Here is a 19,817-nt window from a genome sequence, read left to right as displayed (position 1 = left end):
AAAGCTCGCAAATCCGGCCCGATCCTCCCAATGGACGCGGAACGGTTCATGCCGAACAGCGCCCCAGCGGACGCGACCGGCGATCTAGAGGTGAGACGTGGCCGAATCGGTCGGGACGACACAAGACGCGGGCGACGACGCCACCCGTCGTGACTTCATCCACATCGCCGCGGGCGCCGCGGCCGTGGGCGCGGGCGTGATGGCGGCCTGGCCGCTGATCAACCAGATGAACCCGGCCGCCGACACCCTGGCCCTGGCGTCGATCGAATTCGACCTGACCAAGGTGCAGCAGGGCCAGCAGGTGGTCATCAAATGGCAGGGCAAGCCGGTCTTCGTGCGCTATCGCACGCCCAAGGAGATCCAGGAGGCGGTCTCGACGCCGCTCAGCGCCCTGAAGGACCCGCAGTCGGACGCCGACCGCGTCAAGGCGGGCCACAATCAATATCTGGTCGTCATCGGCTCGTGCACGCACCTGGGCTGCGTGCCGACCTTCGGCGCCGGCGACTTCGGCGGCTGGTTCTGCCCCTGCCACGGGTCGCACTACGACACCTCGGGCCGCATCCGCAAAGGTCCGGCGCCCAAGAACCTGGTGGTGCCGACCTATGACTATGTGTCCGACACCCGCGTGAAGATCGGCTGAGGACGACAGCGAACATGAGCGATCACGAAAGCACCTACGTCCCCAAGACCGGCATCGAGAAGTGGCTGGACAGCCGCTTGCCGATCATCCGGTTCGGCGCCGACTACATGTCGCTGCCGACCCCGAAGAACCTGAACTACTGGTGGACCTTCGGCGGCATCCTGGCCCTGTGCCTGGTCATCCAGATCGTCACCGGCATCGTTCTGGCCATGCACTATGTGCCGAACACGGCGATGGCCTTCGCCTCGGTCGAGCGCATCATGCGTGACGTCAACGGGGGCTGGCTGATCCGCTACGTCCACGCCAACGGCGCCTCGATGTTCTTCATCGCGGTCTATCTGCACATGCTGCGCGGCCTCTACTACGGCTCGTACAAGGCCCCGCGCGAGATGATCTGGATCCTGGGCTGCGTGATCTTCTTCCTGATGATCGCCACCGCCTTCCTCGGCTACGTCCTGCCGTGGGGCCAGATGTCCTTCTGGGGCGCGGAGGTGATCACCAATCTGATCGGCGCCATCCCGGTGATCGGCGAGCCGGTCCTGATCTGGCTGCGCGGCGGCCCGGCGATCGACAACGCCACGCTGAACCGCTTCTTCTCGCTGCACTATCTGCTGCCGTTCGTGATCTTCGGCGTGGTGGTGCTGCACCTGTGGGCCTTGCACACGGGCGGTCAGAACAACCCGGTCGGCATCCTGATTCCCAAGGAGCGGACGGCCAAGGACACCGTGCCCTTCCATCCGTATTTCACGGTCAAGGACGGGTTCGCGATCGTGCTGTTCCTGATCCTGTTCGCGATCTTCGTCTTCTTCCTGCCGAACGCCCTGGGCCACGCCGACAACTACATTCCGGCCAACCCGCTGCAGACCCCGGCGCACATCGTGCCCGAATGGTACATGCTGCCCTTCTACGCCATCCTGCGGGCCATCCCCGACAAGTTCGGCGGCGTGGTGGCCATGTTCGGCGCCATCGGCGTGCTGTTCGTCCTGCCGTGGCTGGACACGTCGCGGGTGCGCTCGATGCGCTATCGCCCGACGATGCGGACCTTCTTCGTGATCTTCCTGTTCGTCTGCTTCGGCCTGGGCTGGTGCGGGGCGCAACTGCCCGACGCCCCGGTGATCGGATCGTTCAAGACCTTCACCCTGATCGACGGCGACCTGAACAGCTATCTGTGGCTGACCCGCCTGTTCACCGCCTACTATTTCGTCTTCTTCCTGGTCCTCATGCCCTGGCTGGGCCTGAAGGAGACGCCGCTGCCGGTGCCGGCCTCGATCTCCGAACCCGTCCTGGGCGGCGACGAGCACAAGGCGTGAGGGCGATGATGACCGTTGGAAACAAGACCGTGCTCAAGACCCTCGCCACCGCCGCCGTCGCGTTCGGCCTGATCGCTTCGGCGTCTCCGGCCCTGGCCTCGGGCGCCGCCCTGCACCCGCGTTCGGGCGGCTTCTCGTTCGAGGGACCGTTCGGCACCTTCGACCAGGGCCAGCTCCAGCGCGGCTACAAGGTCTATCGCGAGGTCTGCTCGTCGTGCCACGGCATGAACCTGATGCATTTCCGCAATCTGGGCGACAAGACCGGGCCGTTCTGGGACGCGCACTATCCGAACCCGAACGACAATCCGGTGGTCAAGACCCTGGCTGGCGAGGTTCAGGTCAATGACATCGATTCCGAGACCGGCGAGCCGATCCGTCGCGACGCGACCCCGGCTGACCGCTTCCCCGATCCCTATCCGAACGCCACGGCCGCGGCCGCGGCCAACGGCGGGGCGGCGCCGCCGGACCTGTCGGTCATGGGCAAGGCGCGCCACGACGGGGCCAACTACATCTATTCGCTGCTGACCGGCTATCGCGCCGCGCCGGCGGGTCTGCAGATCCGCCCGGACCAGCACTACAACCCCTATATGGCCGGCGATATGACGCCGTTCTGGACTGGCGATCATGCCCACGTCCCGCCAGGCGGCTTCATCGCCATGCCCGCGCCGTTGCGTGACGGCCAGGTCAGCTATGACGACGGCACGACCGCCAGCGTCGATCAGATGGCCAAGGACGTCGCCGCCTTCATCGCCTGGTCCTCGGACCCGCACGCGACCGAGCGCAAGCAGACCGGCCTGGGCGTGCTGATCTTCCTGTTCCTGTTCGCGGGCCTGACCTACGCCAGCTATCGCCGCATCTGGAAGGGCGTGGCGCACTAACGACTTCGGTTTCTCCCCGAGTACGTCAGCGTTGAAACGGGAAACCCGCCGAGGCTCAGGCCTCGGCGGGTTTTTCATGGGCGCTTGCAAAGATGGAAAAGTACTTTATTATGTAAAGTGCAAATGCGGGAGGATGCGATGCATAGAACGGGTTTGATGGGTGCGGTGGTGATGTCCGTCGCGACGATTCTGGGGGCGGGGGCCGCACAGGCCCAGGCCCCCCAGCCGCAGGTGCAGGCGGCCCAACGCGCGGCCATGGCGAAACTGTCACGGATGCAGGGCGTCTGGGTCGGTCAGGCCTCGGGCGTCAATCCTGACATGAGCCGTTATTCGGTCACCCAGACCGAGCGCATCGGTCCCATGCTGGACGGCGCCTTGCTGGTCATCGAGGGGCGCGGCTATCGAGCCGACGGGTCGACGGGCTTCAACGCCTTCGCCGTGGTCTCTTATGATCCTGAAGCGGCGAAATACGAGATCCGCAGCTACGCTCAGGGCTATGCTGGCACCTTCGAGCTGAAGCCCACCGACACCGGCTATGTGTGGGAAGTGCCCGCCGGGCCGGGGGTCATGCGGTTCACCGCCGACATCACCGACACCACCTATCACGAGGTCGGGGATTTCGTGATGCCGGGCATGGCGCCGATGCGGTCGTTTGAAATGACCCTGACGCGGCGCGGCGACACCGACTGGCCCGCGGCGAACGCCGTCGATCCGGCGCCCTGAACCACGCATCGACACGGACGAAACGGACCACTAGGGTCCCAGCCGGGTTTGTTCACGGTCTGGGATCCTGTCCGTCATGCGTTTGAAAGTTCTCGCCCTCGCCGCCGCCTCGGCCGCACTGTTGTCCGCTTGCGCCACGACGGGGAACGGCGCCGGCGCCGGGCCGATGTTCGACGGCGAGCGTCTGTCGGACCATGTGCGCATCCTGTCCGACGACAGTTTCGAGGGGCGCGGCATCGCCACCCCGGCCGAGGACAAGGTCATCCGCTATCTGAGCGAACAGTACGCCGCCGCCGGCTTCCAGCCGGGCGGGCCGAACGGCGCCTGGACCCAGGACGTGGTCCTGAACCGCTTCACCGTCTCGCATCCGTCCGCGACCCTGTCGGTCGGCGACTGGTCCCAGACCATCCGGCCGGGCCAGGACATGGTGTTCTCGACCCGCCTGCCGGGCAGCCGGGTCGATCTGCGTGACGCGCCCCTGGTCTTCGTCGGCTACGGCATCAAGGCCCCGGAACGCCAGTGGGACGATTTCAAGGGCCAGGACATGCGCGGCAAGATCCTGGTCGTGCTGGTCAATGACGCCGACTTCGAGGACCCGTCGCTGAACACCTTCAACGGCCGGGCCATGACCTATTACGGCCGCTGGACCTACAAGTACGAAGAGGCGGCGCGTCAGGGCGCGGCGGGCGTCATCATCGTGCACGAGGCGGGACCGGCCTCCTACGGCTGGGCCACGGTCAACAACTCGTGGTCGGGACCGCAGTTCGACATCCTGCGCCAAAACCCGTCGGCCGAACGCATCGCGATGGAAAGCTGGATGCAGCGCGATCTGGCGGTCGAGATGTTCCGTCACGCCGGTCTCGATTTCGAGGCGCTGAAGGTCCAGGCGCGCAGCCGCGACTTCCAGCCCGTGGCCCTGACCGGGGCCAGGCTGAGCGCCAGGTTCGACGTCGCCAGCGAACAGATCACCACCCACAACGTCATCGCGCGCCTGCCGGGCACGACCCACTCGGACGAGACCATCCTGTACACCGCGCACTGGGATCACATCGGCATCGGCGATCCCGACGCCAACGGCGACCGCATCTTCAACGGCGCCATCGACAACGCCACTGGGACGGCCGGCGTGCTGGAGCTGGCGCGCGCCTTCGGTCGCGGGCCGCGCCCTGAACGGTCGATCGTGATGATCAGTTTCACGGCGGAAGAGAGCGGCCTGCTGGGTTCGGAGTTCTACGCCGCCAATCCGGTCTATCCGCTGGCCACGACGGTGGCGGGCTTCAACCTGGACGCCATGAACGTCTATGGCCGGGTCGAGAATCTTCAGGTCGTGGGCATGGGCCAGTCGAACCTGGACGAACGGCTGCAAGCCGCCGCCGCCCTGCAAAGCCGCCCGATCACGGCCGAGGCCAATCCGGCCGCCGGTTCCTACTTCCGCTCGGACCACTTCCCCCTGGCCAAGCGCGGCGTGCCCATGGCCTATGCCGACGGCGGCGGGGCCTTCCGCGACGAACCGAAGGCCGAGCGCGAGGCGGCGGCCGGCGACTATGGCGCGCGCCGCTATCACCAGGCCGACGACGAATGGTCGCCCGACTGGGACTACAGCGGCATGATCGAGGATCTGGCGGTCGTCTATGCGGTCGGTCTCGACCTGGCGAACAGCCGCGACTGGCCCGCCTGGAAGCCGGGTTCGGAGTTCGGCCCGATGCGCGAACGCAGCGCCGCCAGCCGTCATTGAACCTTACCAAAGCGTAATAACCGAGAGCTGCGGATCGCACTAAGTTGTCCGCCGTCAAGGGGATGGGGAATCCAGGATGTTTCGACGTTTGATCGGCGGCGCGGCCGCCGCCGCCATGCTGTTCGCCGCGGGGGCGGGTGCGGCTCAGGATTTCACGGCCGAACGGCTGAGCGACGAGATCCGCTACATCAGCGCCGATGACTTCAACGGGCGCTATCCGGGCACCGAGGGCGAACGCAAGACGCTGGACTGGCTGCAAGCCCAGTACGAGGCCATGGGCTTTCAGCCCGGCGGCCCGAACGGGCAATGGCTGCAACACATCGAACTGCGCAGCTACACCCCGGTCGAGGGCGCCGCGCGCGCCGGCTGGACCGGCCCGGACGGCCAGATGCACGCCCTGACGCCGGGAGCCGACATCCTGATCCGCGCCGTCGCCAATGACGGCAAGGCCGATGTGCGCGCCGCCGAACTGGTCTTCGCCGGCTATGGCATCACGGCGCCGGAACGGAACTGGGACGACTACGGCGACATCGACGTGCGCGGCAAGGTCGTCATGGTCCTGCCCGGAGAGCCGGAAGGCGAACTGTTCAACGGAGCTTACAACACCTTCTACGAGAGCATGGCCCGCAAGGCGGACGAGGCCTTCGCGCGCGGCGCGATCGGCATCGTCACCGTGATCATGTCCCCGGCCGACGGCCCGGAGTGGACGACCACGATGCGGCGCGGCAATTCGCGCCGCATGCTCAGTCCCGGTGCGGCGGACCTGGAGTTCTCGGGGGTGATCAACCGCGATCTGGCCCTGGCCTGGGGCCATGCGGCGGGCCTGAACCCGGCCAGACTGGGTGAGGTCGGCGGCGGGTCGTTTAAGGCTGTGGCCCTGCCGGGCGTGCGCCTGTTCGTCCAGGCCGAGGAGCGGATCACCACCACCGTCACCCACAATCTGCTGGCCAAGATCGAGGGGACGACCCACCCGGACGAATATCTGATCTATTCGGCGCACTGGGATCACGTGGGCGGGGCCGAGCAGCACCCGGAAACGCCCGGTGACGACAAGATCTACAACGGCGCCTGGGACAACGCCTCGGGCACCATCGGCGTGCTGGAGATGGCGCGGGCGTTCAAGGCGGGTCCGGCGCCGCAACGCACGGTGATCTTCGCCCATATGGCGGCCGAGGAGATGGGGCTGAAGGGCGCCTACGCCTATGCCGCCGACCCGGTCTATCCGCTGGAGCGGACGGTGGCCGACATCAACATCGACATGCTGCCGCTGTCCGGCCCGACGCGCGACCTGCCGATCTTCGGCAAGGGTCAGAACGATCTGGAGGACCGCCTGCAAGCGATCCTGGAGCCGCTGGGCCGTTACGTCGATGACGACGGTCGGCCGGAACAGGGCTTCTTCTATCGCTCGGACCACTTCCCCTATGCCCGCATGGGCGTGCCGACGATCATGCCCTGGCACGGGATCGACTGGGTCGAGGGCGGCGAGGCGGCTGGCAAGGCGGCCTGGGAGGCCAAGTTCAGGACCGACTATCACCGGCCCAGCGACGAATGGTCGGCCGACTGGGATCTGCGTTCGGCGGTCGAGAACCTGACGGTCTTCTACCGGCTGGGCCAGGACCTGGCGAACAGCCGCGACTGGCCGCAGTGGAAGCCGACGTCCGAGTTCGGCGCCATCCGCGCCCGCAGCGACGCCGCTCGCCAGTGAGCGTGAGGCGATGGGCCGGGCGTAACAGATCCCTCTCCCGCTGGGAGAGGGATCTTAGCCGTTGAACAGGAAGTGCATCACGTCGCCGTCCTTGACGACATAGCTCTTGCCCTCAGCCCGCAGCTTGCCGGCGTCGCGGGCGCCCGCCTCGCCCTTCAGCGCCACATAGTCGCCGTAGGCGACCGTCTCGGCGCGGATGAAGCCCTTTTCAAAGTCGGTGTGGATCACGCCCGCCGCCTGGGGCGCCGTGTCGCCGACGTGGATGGTCCAGGCGCGCGCCTCCTTCGGACCCACGGTGAAATAGGTCTGCAGGCCCAGCAGCGCATAGGCCCCGCGGATCAGGCGGTTCAGGCCCGGCTCCTCCAGACCCATGGTCTCAAGGAATTCGGCCTGTTCGGCGTCGTCCAGCACGGCGATCTCGGACTCGATCTGGGCTGAGATGACCACGGTCTGGGCGCCGTCGGCCTTGGCCCGTTCGGCCACCTGGGCCGACAGGTCGTTGCCGTCCGCGGCCGAGCCTTCATCGACGTTGGCGACATAGAGGGCGGGCAAGGCTGTCAGCAGTTGCAGCATGTCCCAGGCCTTCTTGTCCTCCTTGGACACCTCGGCCACGCGGGCGGGACGACCAGCGCGCAACGGCGTCAGCGCCAGGTCGATCAGCTTCAGCGTCAGTTGGCTTTCCTTGTCGCCGCCCTTGGCCCGTTTCTCGACCTGAACGCGTCGCCGCTCCAGGCTTTCGAGGTCGGCCAGCATCAGCTCGGTCTCGATGATCTCCAGGTCGCCCAAGGGGTCGATACGGTTCTCGACATGGGTGATGTCGTCATTGACGAAGCAGCGGGCGACGAAGGCGATGGCGTCGCAGTCGCGGATATTGGCCAGGAACTGGTTGCCCAGGCCCTCGCCCTTGGACGCGCCGCGCACCAGGCCCGCCACGTCGACGAAGGTGATGCGCGCCGGAATGATCTCCTTGGACCCGGCGATCTCGGCCAGAACGTTCAGGCGTGCCTCGGGCACGGCCACGTCGCCGGTGTTCGGCTCGATGGTGCAGAAGGGATAGTTGGCCGCCTGGGCCGCCGCCGTCTTGGTCAGGGCGTTGAACAGGGTGGACTTGCCGACGTTGGGCAAGCCGACGATCGCGACTTTCAGGGCCATGGTGTTCCTCGTGAGGCGCGGGCTTTACCCCGTCCGCGCCCGTTTGTCAGGCCTGGAGCCTGATCGGTTGAGGAGGAATCGCCTTCGCGATTCCGCCGATGCCTTGAACCAGGCTCTCGCATGATGCTGGACCGAAATCTGAGCCGAGTTGGACTGCGTCCAACTTGGCCGATTTCGGTCTAGTGCGCGCCGGGCAGGGCGGGTTGGCCCACACGGGCCTGTATGGCGACCGGGGCCGCCTTCTGGAAGCCCAGGGTCAGGGAGACGACATCCCCTTCAGCCAGCGGCCGCGACAGGCCCATCAGCATGATGTGGTCGCCGTTCGGCGCCAGGGCCGTCGCCTGTCCGGTCGGCAGGGGCAGGCCGCCGGTGATCTCGCCCATGCGCATCACGCCGTTCTCGGTCTTCATCTCGTGCACCTGGGCGCTGGCCGCGTCGGGAGCCGCGATCGACATCAGCCGGTCGTCGCTCGAAGCGGTCAGCGTCATGTAGCAGGCCGTCATGTCGCGCCCGTTCGGCGTGGGACGGCACAGGGCGTCGGCGACCTTGACCGTGTTCGCGCCGCCGGAGGCCTTGCCGGTCTCCGAGGAGCCGCAGGCGGCGGTCAGGAGGGCCAGGGCGATGACGGGCGAAAGAGGCTTCATGACGGGTCCTTTGTACATTCGCCCCAGTCTCTAGCGCGGCGGGGCTAGGCCGGGCAGGGGGCTATTCGCCGCGCGCGGCCTGACGGGGGCTGAATTTTGGTGCGGGAGCCAGGCGCAGCACCTCGGCCTGGTAACGGTCGTCGTCGCCGGCCAGGGCGAAGGGCAAGGCGTCGGCGCAGGCGTTCAGCAGGGCGTCGACCCACGGCTGTTCGGCCTTGTGGAAGTCGGCCAGCACATAGCCGTGCACCAGGTGCGGCTCTCCGGGGTGGCCCACGCCCATGCGCGCGCGGCGGAAGTCGGGACCCAGTTGGCTGATCAGCGACCGCACCCCGTTCTGGCCCGCCGCCCCGCCGCCGGTCTTCATGCGGAAGCGGCCGGGGGCCAGGTCGATCTCGTCATGAAAGACGATCACCTCGCCAGGCGGAACCTTGTAGAAGCGCGCCGCCTCGCCGACCGCGCGGCCGCTTTCGTTCATATAGGTCTGGGGCTTCATCAGCAGGACCTTGACCGCGCCCTTGGCCGTCTCGACCTCGCCTTCGCGCACCACCGACTGGAATTTCGCCCGTTCCGGCCCGAAGCGCCAGCGGTCGGCCAGCGCGTCGGCGGCCATGAAGCCGATGTTGTGGCGGTTGCCCTGATATTTCGCGCCCGGATTGCCCAGGCCGGCGATGATGATCATCGGTCTGCTCCGAATATGGAAACGGCCCCGTCCGTCGCCGGAGGGGCCGTTCCCGAACCTTGGAAAGGACTGGCGATCAGCCTTCCGACGACTCTTCGGTCGAGGCGGCCTGTTCCGTGGCCGGAACCTCGGCGGCCTCTTCGTCAGCGGCCAGATCGGCGGCTTCCGACATGGCGGCCGACGACACCTTGATCGAGGCGATCATGAAGTCGCGGTCGTGGATGGCGGGCTGGACGCCTTCCGGCAGCTTGATGTCCGAGATGCGGATGGTGTCGCCCAGCTTGTGACCGGCCAGGTCGACGATCAGGTCTTCCGGGATGTGGTCGGCGCGCACTTCGATCTCGACGGTGTGACGCACGATCTCCAGCGAGCCGCCCTGACGGAAGGCCGCGCACTGATCCTGATTGACGAAGTGCACCGGCACTTCGATCTTGATCATCTGGTCTTCGTCGACGCGCATCAGGTCGAAATGCAGCGGACGGTCGCTGACCGGGTCGAACTGCACGGCCTTGGCGATGACCGGTTGGGTCTCCTTGCCGTACTTCAGCGTCACCAGGTGGCCCAGCAGCTTGCCGGTGTACAGGTTCTTGCGGAAGTCCTTCTCGTTCACCGAGATGGCGACGGGGGCCTTGTCGCCGCCGTACAGGATGCCCGGCACGGCGCCGGTGCGACGCACGGCGCGGGCGCCGCCGGTGCCCACGCCTTCACGGACGTCGACGTTCAGGATGATCTCGGCCATCTGGCTCGCCTCAATAACTAAAGACGCCGTCGCTGGATCGCCTGCGCGGCGGGGTTGAAACCCTCGAATTCAAGAGCGGGCGTCAATACACGCATCACGCCGAGCACGCAACCGCCCGGTTGAGCCTGATTGTTCAGAGCCGGTCCCGCGTCAGTTCGGGCCGGACTGGACCGCGTTCTGAGAAGCGACGGCCGCGTCGGCGGCGATCGGCGGCGCAGCGGCCAGGCTGACCTGGGGCGACCCGGTCGGGGCCAGGGCCTGGGCCGTGCACTGCGACAGATCTCGGGCCACGTGGCGGCCGACGCAGAACATGTCCTCATAGCTGGGCCGCGAGGCGGCCAGGCACTGGAACAGCATCAGCTTGGACATGTTCAGGCAGAATTCGCTGTTCGATTCCACCGTCAGCGCCTCGGTGTTGGCCCGATACTCGTCCCCGCCTGCGCCCAGCGCGGCCAGGGCGGCGATGGCCAGGGAGTTGACCATCGCGGGGGTGAAGGGCGGCGGCAGCCGCCCGCCCGAGGCGTTCAGGCCCGAACCCGAATTGGCGGCGGCGAACAGCCGGGCCGATTCGTCGGCCGAAGGCAGCATCCGCGCGGCCGACAGGGTCTTTGTGCTCTCCAGCCGGTTCTCGCGGTTCGGGATATGAACGACGGCCCAGCGACGACGCGGATCGTTGCGCTCTTGAATCGTATAGGCGTCGCCCTCGACCGCGTCGGCGATGACGCGCATGGCGGCCGAGTCGGCGCCGATGGTCGTGGCGATCAGGCCCGCGGCGGCCTCGGCTCCCGGCAGGGTGGCGGCGTAGGCCGGGTCGGCGATGATGCGGTTGATGACGGTGCGCCGCTGGTCCGGGTCGGCGGCGAAGGACCGGACCCCGTTGACGAACTCGGGCGATTGCAGCGCCAGGATCGAACCGTAGGCGATCAGGCCGCGCGACAACTGGGCCGGTTCATAGGCCGCGCCCTTGCGCAGGGCCGCCTGGATCGACTCGGCGCTGGGGAAGCCGGCCTGGATCGAGCCGGCCTCGCGCATGAAGGCGACATAGATGGAGGCGGCCTGGGCCACGTCCTGGTTCAGGCTGACGGCCGGCGGCGGCGCGGGCGGCGGCGGCGGCGGCGCGGGCGTCGGCTCCGGCTCCGGCGTGGCGCAGGCGGACAATACGGCGAGAGCGGCGAGGGCGGCGACCGTCAGGCCGCGGCGCATGGATGCCTGGTACATCGGCGAACTCTTCCCCAACTGAAAGCACGGCGCGTCTTCGGCGCCGGGACCTTGTCGCCCTTATATCGCGACACAGAGGGTTTTCCGACCGTTAATCGAACAGGGTCGAGACCGATTCCTCGTTGGCGATCCGCCGGATAGCGTTGCCGATCAGGGGAGCCGCGGAAACTCTGACGATTTTCCCGCACTTCAAAACTTCGTCAGGCTGTTCGATCGAGTCCGTGATGATCAGGTGCTTCAACGGCCCGTCCTGCACGCGTTGCACCGCCGGACCCGACAGGACGCCGTGGCTGATGTAGGCGGAAACCTCGGTCGCGCCCCGGTCCATCAGGGCCTTGGCGGCGTTCACCAGCGTCCCGCCCGAATCGACGATGTCGTCGAACAGGATGCAGCGGCGACCCTCGACGTCGCCGATGATGTTCATCACCTCGCTCTCGCCGGCGCGGGGCCGACGCTTGTCGACGATGGCCAGTTCCGCGTCCAGGCGCTTGGCCAGCGAGCGCGCGCGCACCACGCCGCCGACGTCGGGCGAGACGATCATCACCTCATTGGCGTTCTCGAACCGCTCGCGAATGTCTTTCGCCAGCACCGGCGTGGCGACCAGGGCGTCGGTGGGGATGTCGAAGAAGCCCTGAATCTGACCGGCGTGCAGGTCCATGGTCAGCACCCGGTCGGCGCCGGCGCGGGTGATCAGATTGGCCACCAGCTTGGCCGAGATCGGCGTGCGGCCGTCGGTCTTTCGATCCTGCCGGGCGTAACCGAAATAGGGCATGACCGCCGTGACCCGCCGCGCCGAGGCCCGCACCAGGGCGTCGATCAGGATCAACAGCTCCATCAGGTTGTCGTTGGCCGGATAGCTGGTCGACTGGATGACGAAGACGTCCTCGCCGCGGACGTTTTCCTCGATCAGGGCGAAGACCTCATTGTCGGCGAAGCGTTTGACCTGGGCCTTGGTCAGGGGCACGTCCAGGTGCCCGGCGATGGCCTTGGCGAGGGTGCGGTTGGAGTTGCCTGAGAGCAGCTTCATGGCCGGTCATCCTTTCGCCGTCATCGGAACGCCGACTGCGGGTTCAATCTGGCGCGCTCTTTACCAGTGGAGCCGCAGGGGGCAAGCCGCACGGGGACGAATTCGTCCGCATTGGCTTCGATCCTGACCGTGGTGTAGAGATCGCGCATCCGGGGGCGGCGCCGTGGCGACGCCCCCCAGCCGTGTCATGAGGTCGTCGTCCTTGTTCGTCTCCAAGTCCCGCACCGGCCTGGCCCTGATGGCCGTCCTGATCGCCGCGACCTCGATCGCCGCCTGCAACGGTTCGCGGCCGCGTCCCAAGCTGGCCTATGAAGAGCGCCCGGTCGAGGCGCTGTACAACGCCGGCTACGATCGCCTGCGCCGCAGCCGCTGGAACGACGCGGTCGACTATTTCCAGGAGGTGGAGCGCCAGCACCCCTATTCGGAGTGGTCGCGCCGGGCGATCCTGATGCAGATCTACGCCCAGTATCAGAACAACGACTACCAGGAGGCGTCGGCCGCGGCCGACCGCTTCATCCAACTGTTTCCGGGCAATCCCTCGGCGGCCTACGCCTTCTATATGAAGGCCGTCTGCAATTTTGAACGCATCGTCGATGTGGACCGCGACCAAGCCTATGCCGAAAACGCCCTGCAAGGCCTGCGCGACGTGGTGCGGCGCTATCCGGGCACCAGCTACGCCACCGACGCCCTGGTCAAGATCGACATGGTCAACGACCAACTGGCCGGCAAGGAAATGAACATCGGCCGCTACTATCAGCGCGCCAATCAGCCGTTGGCGGCGATCAACCGCTATAAGACGGTGATCGAGAACCGGGATTTCCAACGCACCTCGCACACGCCCGAGGCGCTGTACCGTCTGGTCGAGGTCTATCTGGCCCTGGGGCTGAAGGACGAGGCGACCCGCAACGGCGCCGTCCTGGGCCACAACTATCCGGGCAGCCCCTGGTACTCCAAGGCCTACGATCTGCTGAACGAACAGGGCGCCGCGCCCCAGACGGCGCCCGAAGGCCGCCGCGAAGGCTGGCTGTCGCGGATCATTCCGGGCTGAAACAAATTTCCCGGCACGCGAGACGGAAACCCGCTCCATCTCCGTTTGATTGCGCGGGTAAGGCCAAATCGGGGCCGCGCCTGACGGTGATTTAACGGGCGTTCCCGTTACGCGCCGGTATGGTCCCCGAACTCGCGGCGTCATCTGCGTCGCGAAGGTCTTCCTTTCGATTCAACAGCCTGGGACCGGCCCATGACCTTGCTCGCCCTGACCCTTCAAGCCGCGGCCCTGGCGGCGGAACCGGCCGGTGCGACGCAGCAGACGCCCCAGACGCCCCAGACCCCGCCTCCGGTTCAGGTGCAGTCGCCCGCGGCCGATCCGCAGACGCCCTCCGGGCCGACCGAGAAAGAGCTGGAGGACGGTTACGACCTGGGTCGGGTCGACGCCGCCGGCACGCGTCGCGGCTCGGTCATCGGCGACATCCAGCCGGATCTGGTTCTGGACGAGTCGATGATCGCCACCTACGGCGCCTCGACCATCGGCGAGCTGTTGGCGGCCATCGAACCCCTGACCCAGAGCAATCGCGGCCGCGGCGGGGGCCAGCCCATCCTGCTGGTCAACGGTCGCCGCATTTCGGGCTTCCGCGAAATCGCCAACATCCCGACCGAGGCCATCGAGCGCACTGAGATCCTGCCGGAAGAGGTGGCCCTGTCCTACGGCTACCGCGCCGATCAGCGGGTGGTGAATTTCGTGCTCAAGCCGAGTTTCCGCTCGACCCAGGTCCAGGGCAGCGTCCGGGTTCCGAGCCAGGGCGGCCGCACCAGTCTGAACGGCGAGACCGGCCTGTTCACGGTCAGCGGCGGCGCGCGCTGGAATGTCGATGTCGGCGCCAGCCGCGACACCGCCCTGTTCGAAGACGAGCGTGACATCACCCGCGACGCCGGCCTGCCGTTCTCGCGCCTGGGAACCGTCGGCGGCCTTCTGGCGGGCGGCGAGATCGACCCGGCCCTGTCCGGCCTGGCCGGATCGACGGTGACCACCGCCCTGGCCCCGGCGACGGCGGCGAGCGGGCCGGTCGGTCTGTCGGCCTTCGCGCCGGGCGCGGGCCAACGGGTGGCCGAAGACGCCACCGCCTGGCGCACCCTGTTGCCGCGTCGCGAGGAGGCGCGGCTGAACGCCTCCATGACGCGCGGCTTGTCGCAGAACACCAACGGCACCTTCCGCTTCGGCCTGACCGACACGTCCAATCTCAGCTATCTGGGCCTGCCGGGCGTGACCCTGACCCTGCCGGGACCGAACATCTATTCGCCGTTCGCGGGCGACGCCCTGGTCTATCGCTATTTCGACGACCCCGAGTCTCTGTCGCGTCAGGTCGACACCCGCGCGCTGGAGCTGGCCACGGTGCTGGACGGCTTCATCGGCGACAACTGGCGTTGGACCTTCAACGGCAATTACGAGCGCACCGAGACCGACACCCAGACCGGTCGGGGCCTGGACGCCTCGGCCTTCCAGGCCCGGCTGAACGCCAACGATCCGACCGCCAATCCCTTCGGCCAGGTCAGCGGCCTGACCCGCGCCCCGTCGGACACCGCCAATTCGGTCAGCAGCTATCTGAACGGCGAATTGGTTCTGACGGGCAGCCCCTGGGAAGGCCCGGCGGGCAAGTTGAACTCGACCCTGCGCTTCAGCGCCAACCGCCGCGCGCTCGATTCGACCAGTTTCCGCTCCGGCGTCACCACCGACCGCGAGCAATCGCGCGACACCGCCAGCTTCCAGGGCAGCTTCAGCCTGCCGCTGACCAACAAGGAACGCGGCGTGGGCGCGGCCTTCGGCGACCTCAGCGCCAACATCAACCTGGGCTATGACGAACTGTCGGACTTCGGCGGCCTGTCGACCTTCGGCGGGGGGCTGAACTGGTCGCCCAACGCCGACTGGGGCTTCATCGCCAGCTACACGGCCGAACAGGGCGCGCCTTCGGTGTCGCAGTTGAACGACCCGGTGGTCTCGACGCCCAACGTCCAGGTGTTCGACTTCGTCACCGGCCAGAGCGTCAACGTCACCCGCGTCGACGGCGGCAATGCGAACCTGTCCTCGGATGATCGCCGGGTGTTCAAATTCGGTCTGAACTGGCAACCGCTGAAGGACGCCGATCTGCGGATCACCAGCGACTACACCGCCAGCCGGATCGAGAACCAGATCGCCACCTTCCCGACGATCACGCCGGACCTGGAGCGCGCCTTCCCGACCCGGTTCACGCGCGACCTGGGCGGCAATCTGATCGCCATCGACGCGCGGCCCGTCAATTTTGAATATCAGGAACGCCAGGAACTGCGCACCGGCTTCAACTTCAGCCGCGCCTTCGGCCAGGCCACCGGCGCCATGCCCCAGATGGGCGGTCCCGGCGCGCGGGGACCGGGCGGCCCGGGCGGCGGAGGCATGATGGTGCGAATGGAAGGCGGCCCGGGTCCGGGCGGCGGCGGCGGCGCGCGTGGCGGCGGCACGACCGAGGTCCGTTTCGGCCGTCCGCGCGGCCCGATGATGCAGCCCGGCCAGGGCCGCTTCAACGTCTCGCTCTACCACACCTGGCGCATCCAGGATGAACTGCTGATCCGCAGCGGCCTGCCGGTGCTGGACCTCTTGGACGGCGCCTCGGTCAGCGGCCGGGGCGGCAGCCCGCGCCACGAGATCCAGGGCCAGGCCGGGGTGTTCAAGAGCGGCATGGGCGCCTTCCTGAACGTCACCTGGCGCGATGAAACCCGCGTCGATGGCGGCCTGACCGGCCAGGACCTGTATTTCTCGGACCAGACCACGGTGAACCTCAACCTGTTCGCCGACCTGGGCCAGCGTCAGGGCCTGACGGCCAAATATCCGTGGTTGAAGGGCGCGCGCGTCAGCGTGGGCGTCACCAATCTGTTCGACAGCCGCCTGGATGTCCGCGACGCCTCGGGCGCGACGCCCCTGGGCTATCTGCCGGATCAGTTGGACCCCACGGGTCGTCAGGTGTCCCTGAGCCTGCGCAAGCTGTTCTAGGATCAAGGCGCGCATGGCGTGCTGATGCCGAGGCTGGTACGACGGGGATGCGAATCCCCATGCTGACCGCCCTCTCCATCCGCGACATCGTGCTGATCGACGCCCTGGACCTCGACGTCCCCGGCGGCCTGATCGTGCTGACCGGCGAGACGGGTGCGGGCAAGTCCATCATCCTGGACGCCTTGGGCCTGGCCCTGGGCGGACGCGGCGACGCGGGCCTGGTGCGCGGCGGGGCGAAACAGGGATCAGCCACGGCGGTCTTTTCGGCGCCGGACGACGCGGATCTGCTGGCCCTGTTGGCCGAGCGCGGCTTCGAGGCCGTGCCGGGCGAGGACCTGATCCTGCGTCGCGTCGTCGGCGCCGACGGCCGGGGCCGGGCCTTCATCAACGACCAACCTGCGGGCGTCGCCGCCCTGCGCGAGATCGGCGCCCGGCTGGTCGAGGTGCACGGCCAGCACGAGACGGTCGGTCTGCTGGACTGGAAGACCCATCGCGGCCTGCTGGACGTCTATGGCGGGCTGGAGCCTCAGGTCTCGGCCGTGACCGAGGCGGCGATGCGGCTGAAGGCCGCCGAGGCGAAACTGGCGGCCTTGCGCGCCCAGGCGGCCGATGCGGCGGCCCGCGCCGAAGAGATCGCCCTGAATCTGGCCGAGTTGGACGCCCTGGACCCCCGCGCCGACGAAGAGACCGAACTGGCCGGCGAGCGCGCCGTCCTGGGCGCCGCCGAAAAGGCCCTAGCCGACCTGTCTGACGCCCGCACGCAACTGGGCGGCGACAAGCTGAGCCAGAAGCTGGCGGCGGCCCTGCGCGCCGTCGAACACGCCCGTCAACGCGCGGCCCAGGCGGGGGCCGATCCCGAGCATCCGGTGATCCATCGCCTGGGCCTGGCCGCCGAAGCCATCGACCGGGCCTTGGTCGAGGCGGTCGAGGCCGTGGCCGCCGTCGACGCCGCCGCCGACGCCTTCGACTTCGAGCCGGGCCGTCTGGACAAGGCCGAGGAGCGCCTGTTCGCCCTGCGCGCCGCCGCCCGCAAGCTGAACGCCACGGTCGAGGCGTTGCCGGACCTGCGGGTCCGCTTTCGCGAGCAGCTAAGGTTGATCGAGGACGGCGCCGACGCCCTGTCCGCCGCCGGGCGTGAGGCGGCCCAGGCGGCCGAGGACTATGACGCCGTCGCCGCCATGTTGTCCTCGGGCCGCGAGGCGGCCGCCGACCGTCTGACCACGGCGGTGATGCAGGAGCTGGGTCCGCTGAAGCTGGACCGCGCCCGTTTCCGCGTGGCGCTGGAGCCGGTCGGCGACGGGCGGCGCGGGCCGGGCGGGGCCGAGACGGCGCGTTTCGAGATCGCCACCAACGCCGGCACCCCGTTCGGGCCGCTGGATTCGGTGGCTTCAGGCGGCGAACTGGCCCGCTTCGCCCTGGCCATGAAAGCCGCCCTGGCGGGCCGTGAGGATCAACGTCAGCCGGTCATGATCTTCGATGAGGTGGACCAGGGCGTCGGCGGCGCCGTGGCCGAGGCCGTGGGGCGGCGCCTGGAGCGCCTGTCGCGTGGCGGTCAGGTCCTGGTCGTGACCCACAGTCCTCAGGTCGCCGCGCGCGGCGACGCCCACTGGAAGGTGATGAAGGCCGACGCCGAAGGCCGCACCCACACCACTGTCGCGCCGTTGGACGAAGGCCGCCGCCAGGAAGAGATCGCGCGGATGCTGTCCGGCGCCCAGGTCACCGACGAGGCGCGCGCCGCCGCACGGGCGTTGATCGGCTGACTTCTTCCTTCTCCCGCAAGGGGAGAGGGACAGGGGATCACTGCGCCTTTCGGATCAACTCATCGGCCAGGGGCGCCGTCAGATAGCCGTCCTGGACCCGCCCGTTGGCCGCCTGCCAGCGTCTCAGCGCGGCCCGCGTGTTGGCGCCGATGACCCCGTCGATGCCCTGGGTGTCATAGCCCAGCCGCGTCAGGGCCGACTGGGCGCCGATGCGTTGGTCGCGGGTCAGCGGGGCGTCGTCGGGCCAGGCCTTGGTCAGGCCGGGCTTGCCCTGCACCCCGTCCGCCGTCAGGGCGATGGCCAGGGCGTAGCTGGCCGAGTTGTTGTAGGCGCGGATCACATAGTGGTTCGGCAAGGCCAGGAAGGCCGGGCCGTTGGCCCCCTGGGGCAGCAGTATGGTGGCCTGTTCGTCGCCCTCGATCGGCGTGGGCGCGCCGCCGGCGGCCAACCGCACCCCGCGCGCGGACCAGAAGGCCCAGTCATGGCGCGGTCCCTCGGCCAGGCTGTAGTCGAAGTTGGACGGCAGGGTCACCTCATAGCCCCAGGTCTGGCCGCGCTTCCATCCGGCCCGGGCCAGCAGATTGGCCGCCGAGGCCAGGGCGTCGGCGTCCGATCCCCAGATGTCGACCTTGCCGTCGCCGTCCTGATCGACGCCCAGGCGCAGATAGTTGTCGGGCATGAATTGGGTCTGGCCCATGGCGCCGGCCCAACTGCCCTTCAGGCCCGAACGGGCGCGGCGGCCGTCGATGACGATGTCCAGCGCATCCTTCAACTGGGCCTCGGCCCAGGCGCGGCGGCGGCCGTCATAGGCCAGGGTCGCCAGGGAGCGGATGACGTCATAGTCGCCCTGGACCTGGCCGAAGGCGCTCTCCTGCGCCCAGATGGAGACCAGGATTTCGGACGGCACGCCGGTGCGCTGGACCACGCTCCACGGCACGCGGTCGACGCGCTGGCGGGCCTGGGCGATGCGGCTGGCGGTGACGGCGTTCTGGACATAGGCCCCGGCGGGGCGGCTGAATTCGGGCTGGTTGTTGTCCAGTCGGATGACGGCGGGGTCGGGGACCAGGCCCGCCAGCTCACGTTCGTAGTCGGCGCGTCGTGCGCCGCCGTGACGCGACAGGAAGCCCTGTTTCCAGCCCTCGAACCCGGCCGCGTCGGGCAGGGCGGCCGTCGGCGGCGCATGCGCGGCCGGAAGCGGCGTCGCGGACGTATGCGGCGGGGTCAGGGGCGAGGGGACCGGTGGCCGCGTCGTCGACGATTCGGGCATCATCGGCGCGCAGGCCGAGACGCAGGCGATCAACAACAGGCGAGGGTCGATGCGCATGGTCAAAAAACAGTCTCCTCGAATCCGACGACGCAGCCTTTAGCGCATCCGCCGGACAAGCGTTGCGGCGCGATCATGGTTTCACCAGCAATAACCGTGCCTGATTGCGGCTTCTTAACGCCTGCGGGGTAAAACCGTCGTGTTCCTTCTGACGGCCTGGTGGCGGAGGGGCGACGCAACGGGGATGCAACCCCGTCAACCCTCCGTTCGACTCGGAGGCCAGGCCTCCAAGGAGCAACCTCCCGGTTGACGCCGGGCTTAGCCT

The 19,817-nt window shown here is 68.1% G+C and carries 16 protein-coding genes; 9 read left to right on the top strand and 7 right to left on the bottom strand.

The window, feature by feature from the left end; translation table 11 throughout:
- The first annotated feature begins 97 nt into the window (after positions 1-97).
- The 6 genes from petA to V7D63_RS01725 all read left to right on the top strand — a co-directional run bounded on the left by petA (position 98) and on the right by V7D63_RS01725 (position 6,991).
- The gene (petA, locus tag V7D63_RS01750; RefSeq protein ID WP_333590529.1) at positions 98-640 is read left to right on the top strand and encodes a ubiquinol-cytochrome c reductase iron-sulfur subunit; all 543 of its coding nucleotides are present in this window, start codon (positions 98-100) and stop codon (positions 638-640) included.
- Between the two features lie 14 nt (positions 641-654).
- Positions 655-1,950 (top strand): cytochrome b, encoded by a 1,296-nt coding sequence (locus V7D63_RS01745; RefSeq protein WP_333590528.1) that lies wholly within the window; start codon positions 655-657, stop codon positions 1,948-1,950.
- 5 nt (positions 1,951-1,955) lie between these two features.
- Positions 1,956-2,828, top strand: coding sequence for a cytochrome c1 (locus V7D63_RS01740; protein WP_333590527.1), 873 nt, complete (start codon positions 1,956-1,958; stop codon positions 2,826-2,828).
- A gap of 138 nt (positions 2,829-2,966) precedes the next feature.
- Positions 2,967-3,551, top strand: coding sequence for a DUF1579 domain-containing protein (locus V7D63_RS01735; protein ID WP_333590526.1), 585 nt, complete (start codon positions 2,967-2,969; stop codon positions 3,549-3,551).
- Between the two features lie 76 nt (positions 3,552-3,627).
- Positions 3,628-5,286, top strand: coding sequence for a M28 family metallopeptidase (locus V7D63_RS01730; protein ID WP_333590525.1), 1,659 nt, complete (start codon positions 3,628-3,630; stop codon positions 5,284-5,286).
- Positions 5,287-5,362: 76 nt separating this feature from the next.
- The gene (locus tag V7D63_RS01725; protein ID WP_333590524.1) at positions 5,363-6,991 is read left to right on the top strand and encodes a M28 family peptidase; all 1,629 of its coding nucleotides are present in this window, start codon (positions 5,363-5,365) and stop codon (positions 6,989-6,991) included.
- Positions 6,992-7,045: 54 nt separating this feature from the next.
- Here V7D63_RS01725 and ychF read toward each other — a convergent pair whose 3' ends face one another.
- From ychF to V7D63_RS01695, 6 genes are all read right to left on the bottom strand, one after another.
- Positions 7,046-8,143 carry a redox-regulated ATPase YchF gene (gene ychF, locus V7D63_RS01720; RefSeq protein ID WP_333590523.1) on the bottom strand — a complete coding sequence of 366 codons (1,098 nt, stop codon included), beginning with the start codon at positions 8,141-8,143 and terminating at the stop codon, positions 7,046-7,048.
- Between the two features lie 179 nt (positions 8,144-8,322).
- Positions 8,323-8,787, bottom strand: coding sequence for a copper chaperone PCu(A)C (locus tag V7D63_RS01715; RefSeq protein ID WP_333590522.1), 465 nt, complete (start codon positions 8,785-8,787; stop codon positions 8,323-8,325).
- 61 nt (positions 8,788-8,848) lie between these two features.
- On the bottom strand, positions 8,849-9,466 hold the full coding sequence (pth, locus tag V7D63_RS01710) for an aminoacyl-tRNA hydrolase (protein ID WP_333590521.1): 618 nt from the start codon (positions 9,464-9,466) through the stop codon (positions 8,849-8,851).
- 76 nt (positions 9,467-9,542) lie between these two features.
- Complete coding sequence (locus tag V7D63_RS01705) at positions 9,543-10,205, bottom strand: 50S ribosomal protein L25/general stress protein Ctc (RefSeq protein WP_333590520.1); 663 nt, start codon at positions 10,203-10,205, stop codon at positions 9,543-9,545.
- 150 nt (positions 10,206-10,355) lie between these two features.
- Positions 10,356-11,423 carry a hypothetical protein gene (locus V7D63_RS01700; RefSeq protein WP_333590519.1) on the bottom strand — a complete coding sequence of 356 codons (1,068 nt, stop codon included), beginning with the start codon at positions 11,421-11,423 and terminating at the stop codon, positions 10,356-10,358.
- A 91-nt stretch (positions 11,424-11,514) separates the two neighbouring features.
- On the bottom strand, positions 11,515-12,450 hold the full coding sequence (locus V7D63_RS01695; RefSeq protein ID WP_333590518.1) for a ribose-phosphate pyrophosphokinase: 936 nt from the start codon (positions 12,448-12,450) through the stop codon (positions 11,515-11,517).
- 187 nt (positions 12,451-12,637) lie between these two features.
- Between V7D63_RS01695 and V7D63_RS01690 the strand changes: the two genes are divergently transcribed.
- The 3 genes from V7D63_RS01690 (at position 12,638) to recN (ending at position 18,228) form a co-directional block, all read left to right on the top strand.
- A complete protein-coding gene (locus V7D63_RS01690; RefSeq protein WP_333590517.1) occupies positions 12,638-13,498 on the top strand; it encodes an outer membrane protein assembly factor BamD in 861 nt (286 codons plus the stop codon).
- 192 nt (positions 13,499-13,690) lie between these two features.
- Positions 13,691-16,468 carry a TonB-dependent receptor gene (locus V7D63_RS01685; protein WP_333590516.1) on the top strand — a complete coding sequence of 926 codons (2,778 nt, stop codon included), beginning with the start codon at positions 13,691-13,693 and terminating at the stop codon, positions 16,466-16,468.
- Positions 16,469-16,527: 59 nt separating this feature from the next.
- Positions 16,528-18,228: a DNA repair protein RecN gene (gene recN / locus V7D63_RS01680; RefSeq protein WP_333590515.1), complete on the top strand. Its 1,701-nt coding sequence runs from the start codon at positions 16,528-16,530 to the stop codon at positions 18,226-18,228.
- A 37-nt stretch (positions 18,229-18,265) separates the two neighbouring features.
- Here recN and V7D63_RS01675 read toward each other — a convergent pair whose 3' ends face one another.
- Complete coding sequence (locus V7D63_RS01675) at positions 18,266-19,552, bottom strand: lytic murein transglycosylase (RefSeq protein ID WP_333590514.1); 1,287 nt, start codon at positions 19,550-19,552, stop codon at positions 18,266-18,268.
- Positions 19,553-19,817: the final 265 nt, after the last annotated feature.

Origin of the sequence: Brevundimonas sp., assembly GCF_036732845.1 — a bacterium.
Classification (GTDB): Bacteria; Pseudomonadota; Alphaproteobacteria; order Caulobacterales; family Caulobacteraceae; genus Brevundimonas.
Note: the sequence above shows the minus strand (reverse complement) of the source record. Positions and strands in the feature narration are given on the sequence as shown.

What these genes read in the sequence shown, in the direction of transcription:
- V7D63_RS01745 (WP_333590528.1), top strand. Translation starts at nt 655, where the DNA reads ATGAGCGATCACGAAAGCACCTACGTCCCCAAGACCGGCATCGAGAAG.
- V7D63_RS01740 (WP_333590527.1), top strand. Translation starts at nt 1,956, where the DNA reads ATGATGACCGTTGGAAACAAGACCGTGCTCAAGACCCTCGCCACCGCC.
- V7D63_RS01735 (WP_333590526.1), top strand. Translation starts at nt 2,967, where the DNA reads ATGCATAGAACGGGTTTGATGGGTGCGGTGGTGATGTCCGTCGCGACG.
- V7D63_RS01730 (WP_333590525.1), top strand. Translation starts at nt 3,628, where the DNA reads ATGCGTTTGAAAGTTCTCGCCCTCGCCGCCGCCTCGGCCGCACTGTTG.
- V7D63_RS01725 (WP_333590524.1), top strand. Translation starts at nt 5,363, where the DNA reads ATGTTTCGACGTTTGATCGGCGGCGCGGCCGCCGCCGCCATGCTGTTC.
- ychF (WP_333590523.1), bottom strand. Translation starts at nt 8,143, where the DNA reads ATGGCCCTGAAAGTCGCGATCGTCGGCTTGCCCAACGTCGGCAAGTCC.
- V7D63_RS01715 (WP_333590522.1), bottom strand. Translation starts at nt 8,787, where the DNA reads ATGAAGCCTCTTTCGCCCGTCATCGCCCTGGCCCTCCTGACCGCCGCC.
- pth (WP_333590521.1), bottom strand. Translation starts at nt 9,466, where the DNA reads ATGATCATCATCGCCGGCCTGGGCAATCCGGGCGCGAAATATCAGGGC.
- V7D63_RS01705 (WP_333590520.1), bottom strand. Translation starts at nt 10,205, where the DNA reads ATGGCCGAGATCATCCTGAACGTCGACGTCCGTGAAGGCGTGGGCACC.
- V7D63_RS01700 (WP_333590519.1), bottom strand. Translation starts at nt 11,423, where the DNA reads ATGTACCAGGCATCCATGCGCCGCGGCCTGACGGTCGCCGCCCTCGCC.
- V7D63_RS01695 (WP_333590518.1), bottom strand. Translation starts at nt 12,450, where the DNA reads ATGAAGCTGCTCTCAGGCAACTCCAACCGCACCCTCGCCAAGGCCATC.
- V7D63_RS01690 (WP_333590517.1), top strand. Translation starts at nt 12,638, where the DNA reads ATGAGGTCGTCGTCCTTGTTCGTCTCCAAGTCCCGCACCGGCCTGGCC.
- V7D63_RS01685 (WP_333590516.1), top strand. Translation starts at nt 13,691, where the DNA reads ATGACCTTGCTCGCCCTGACCCTTCAAGCCGCGGCCCTGGCGGCGGAA.
- recN (WP_333590515.1), top strand. Translation starts at nt 16,528, where the DNA reads ATGCTGACCGCCCTCTCCATCCGCGACATCGTGCTGATCGACGCCCTG.
- V7D63_RS01675 (WP_333590514.1), bottom strand. Translation starts at nt 19,552, where the DNA reads ATGCGCATCGACCCTCGCCTGTTGTTGATCGCCTGCGTCTCGGCCTGC.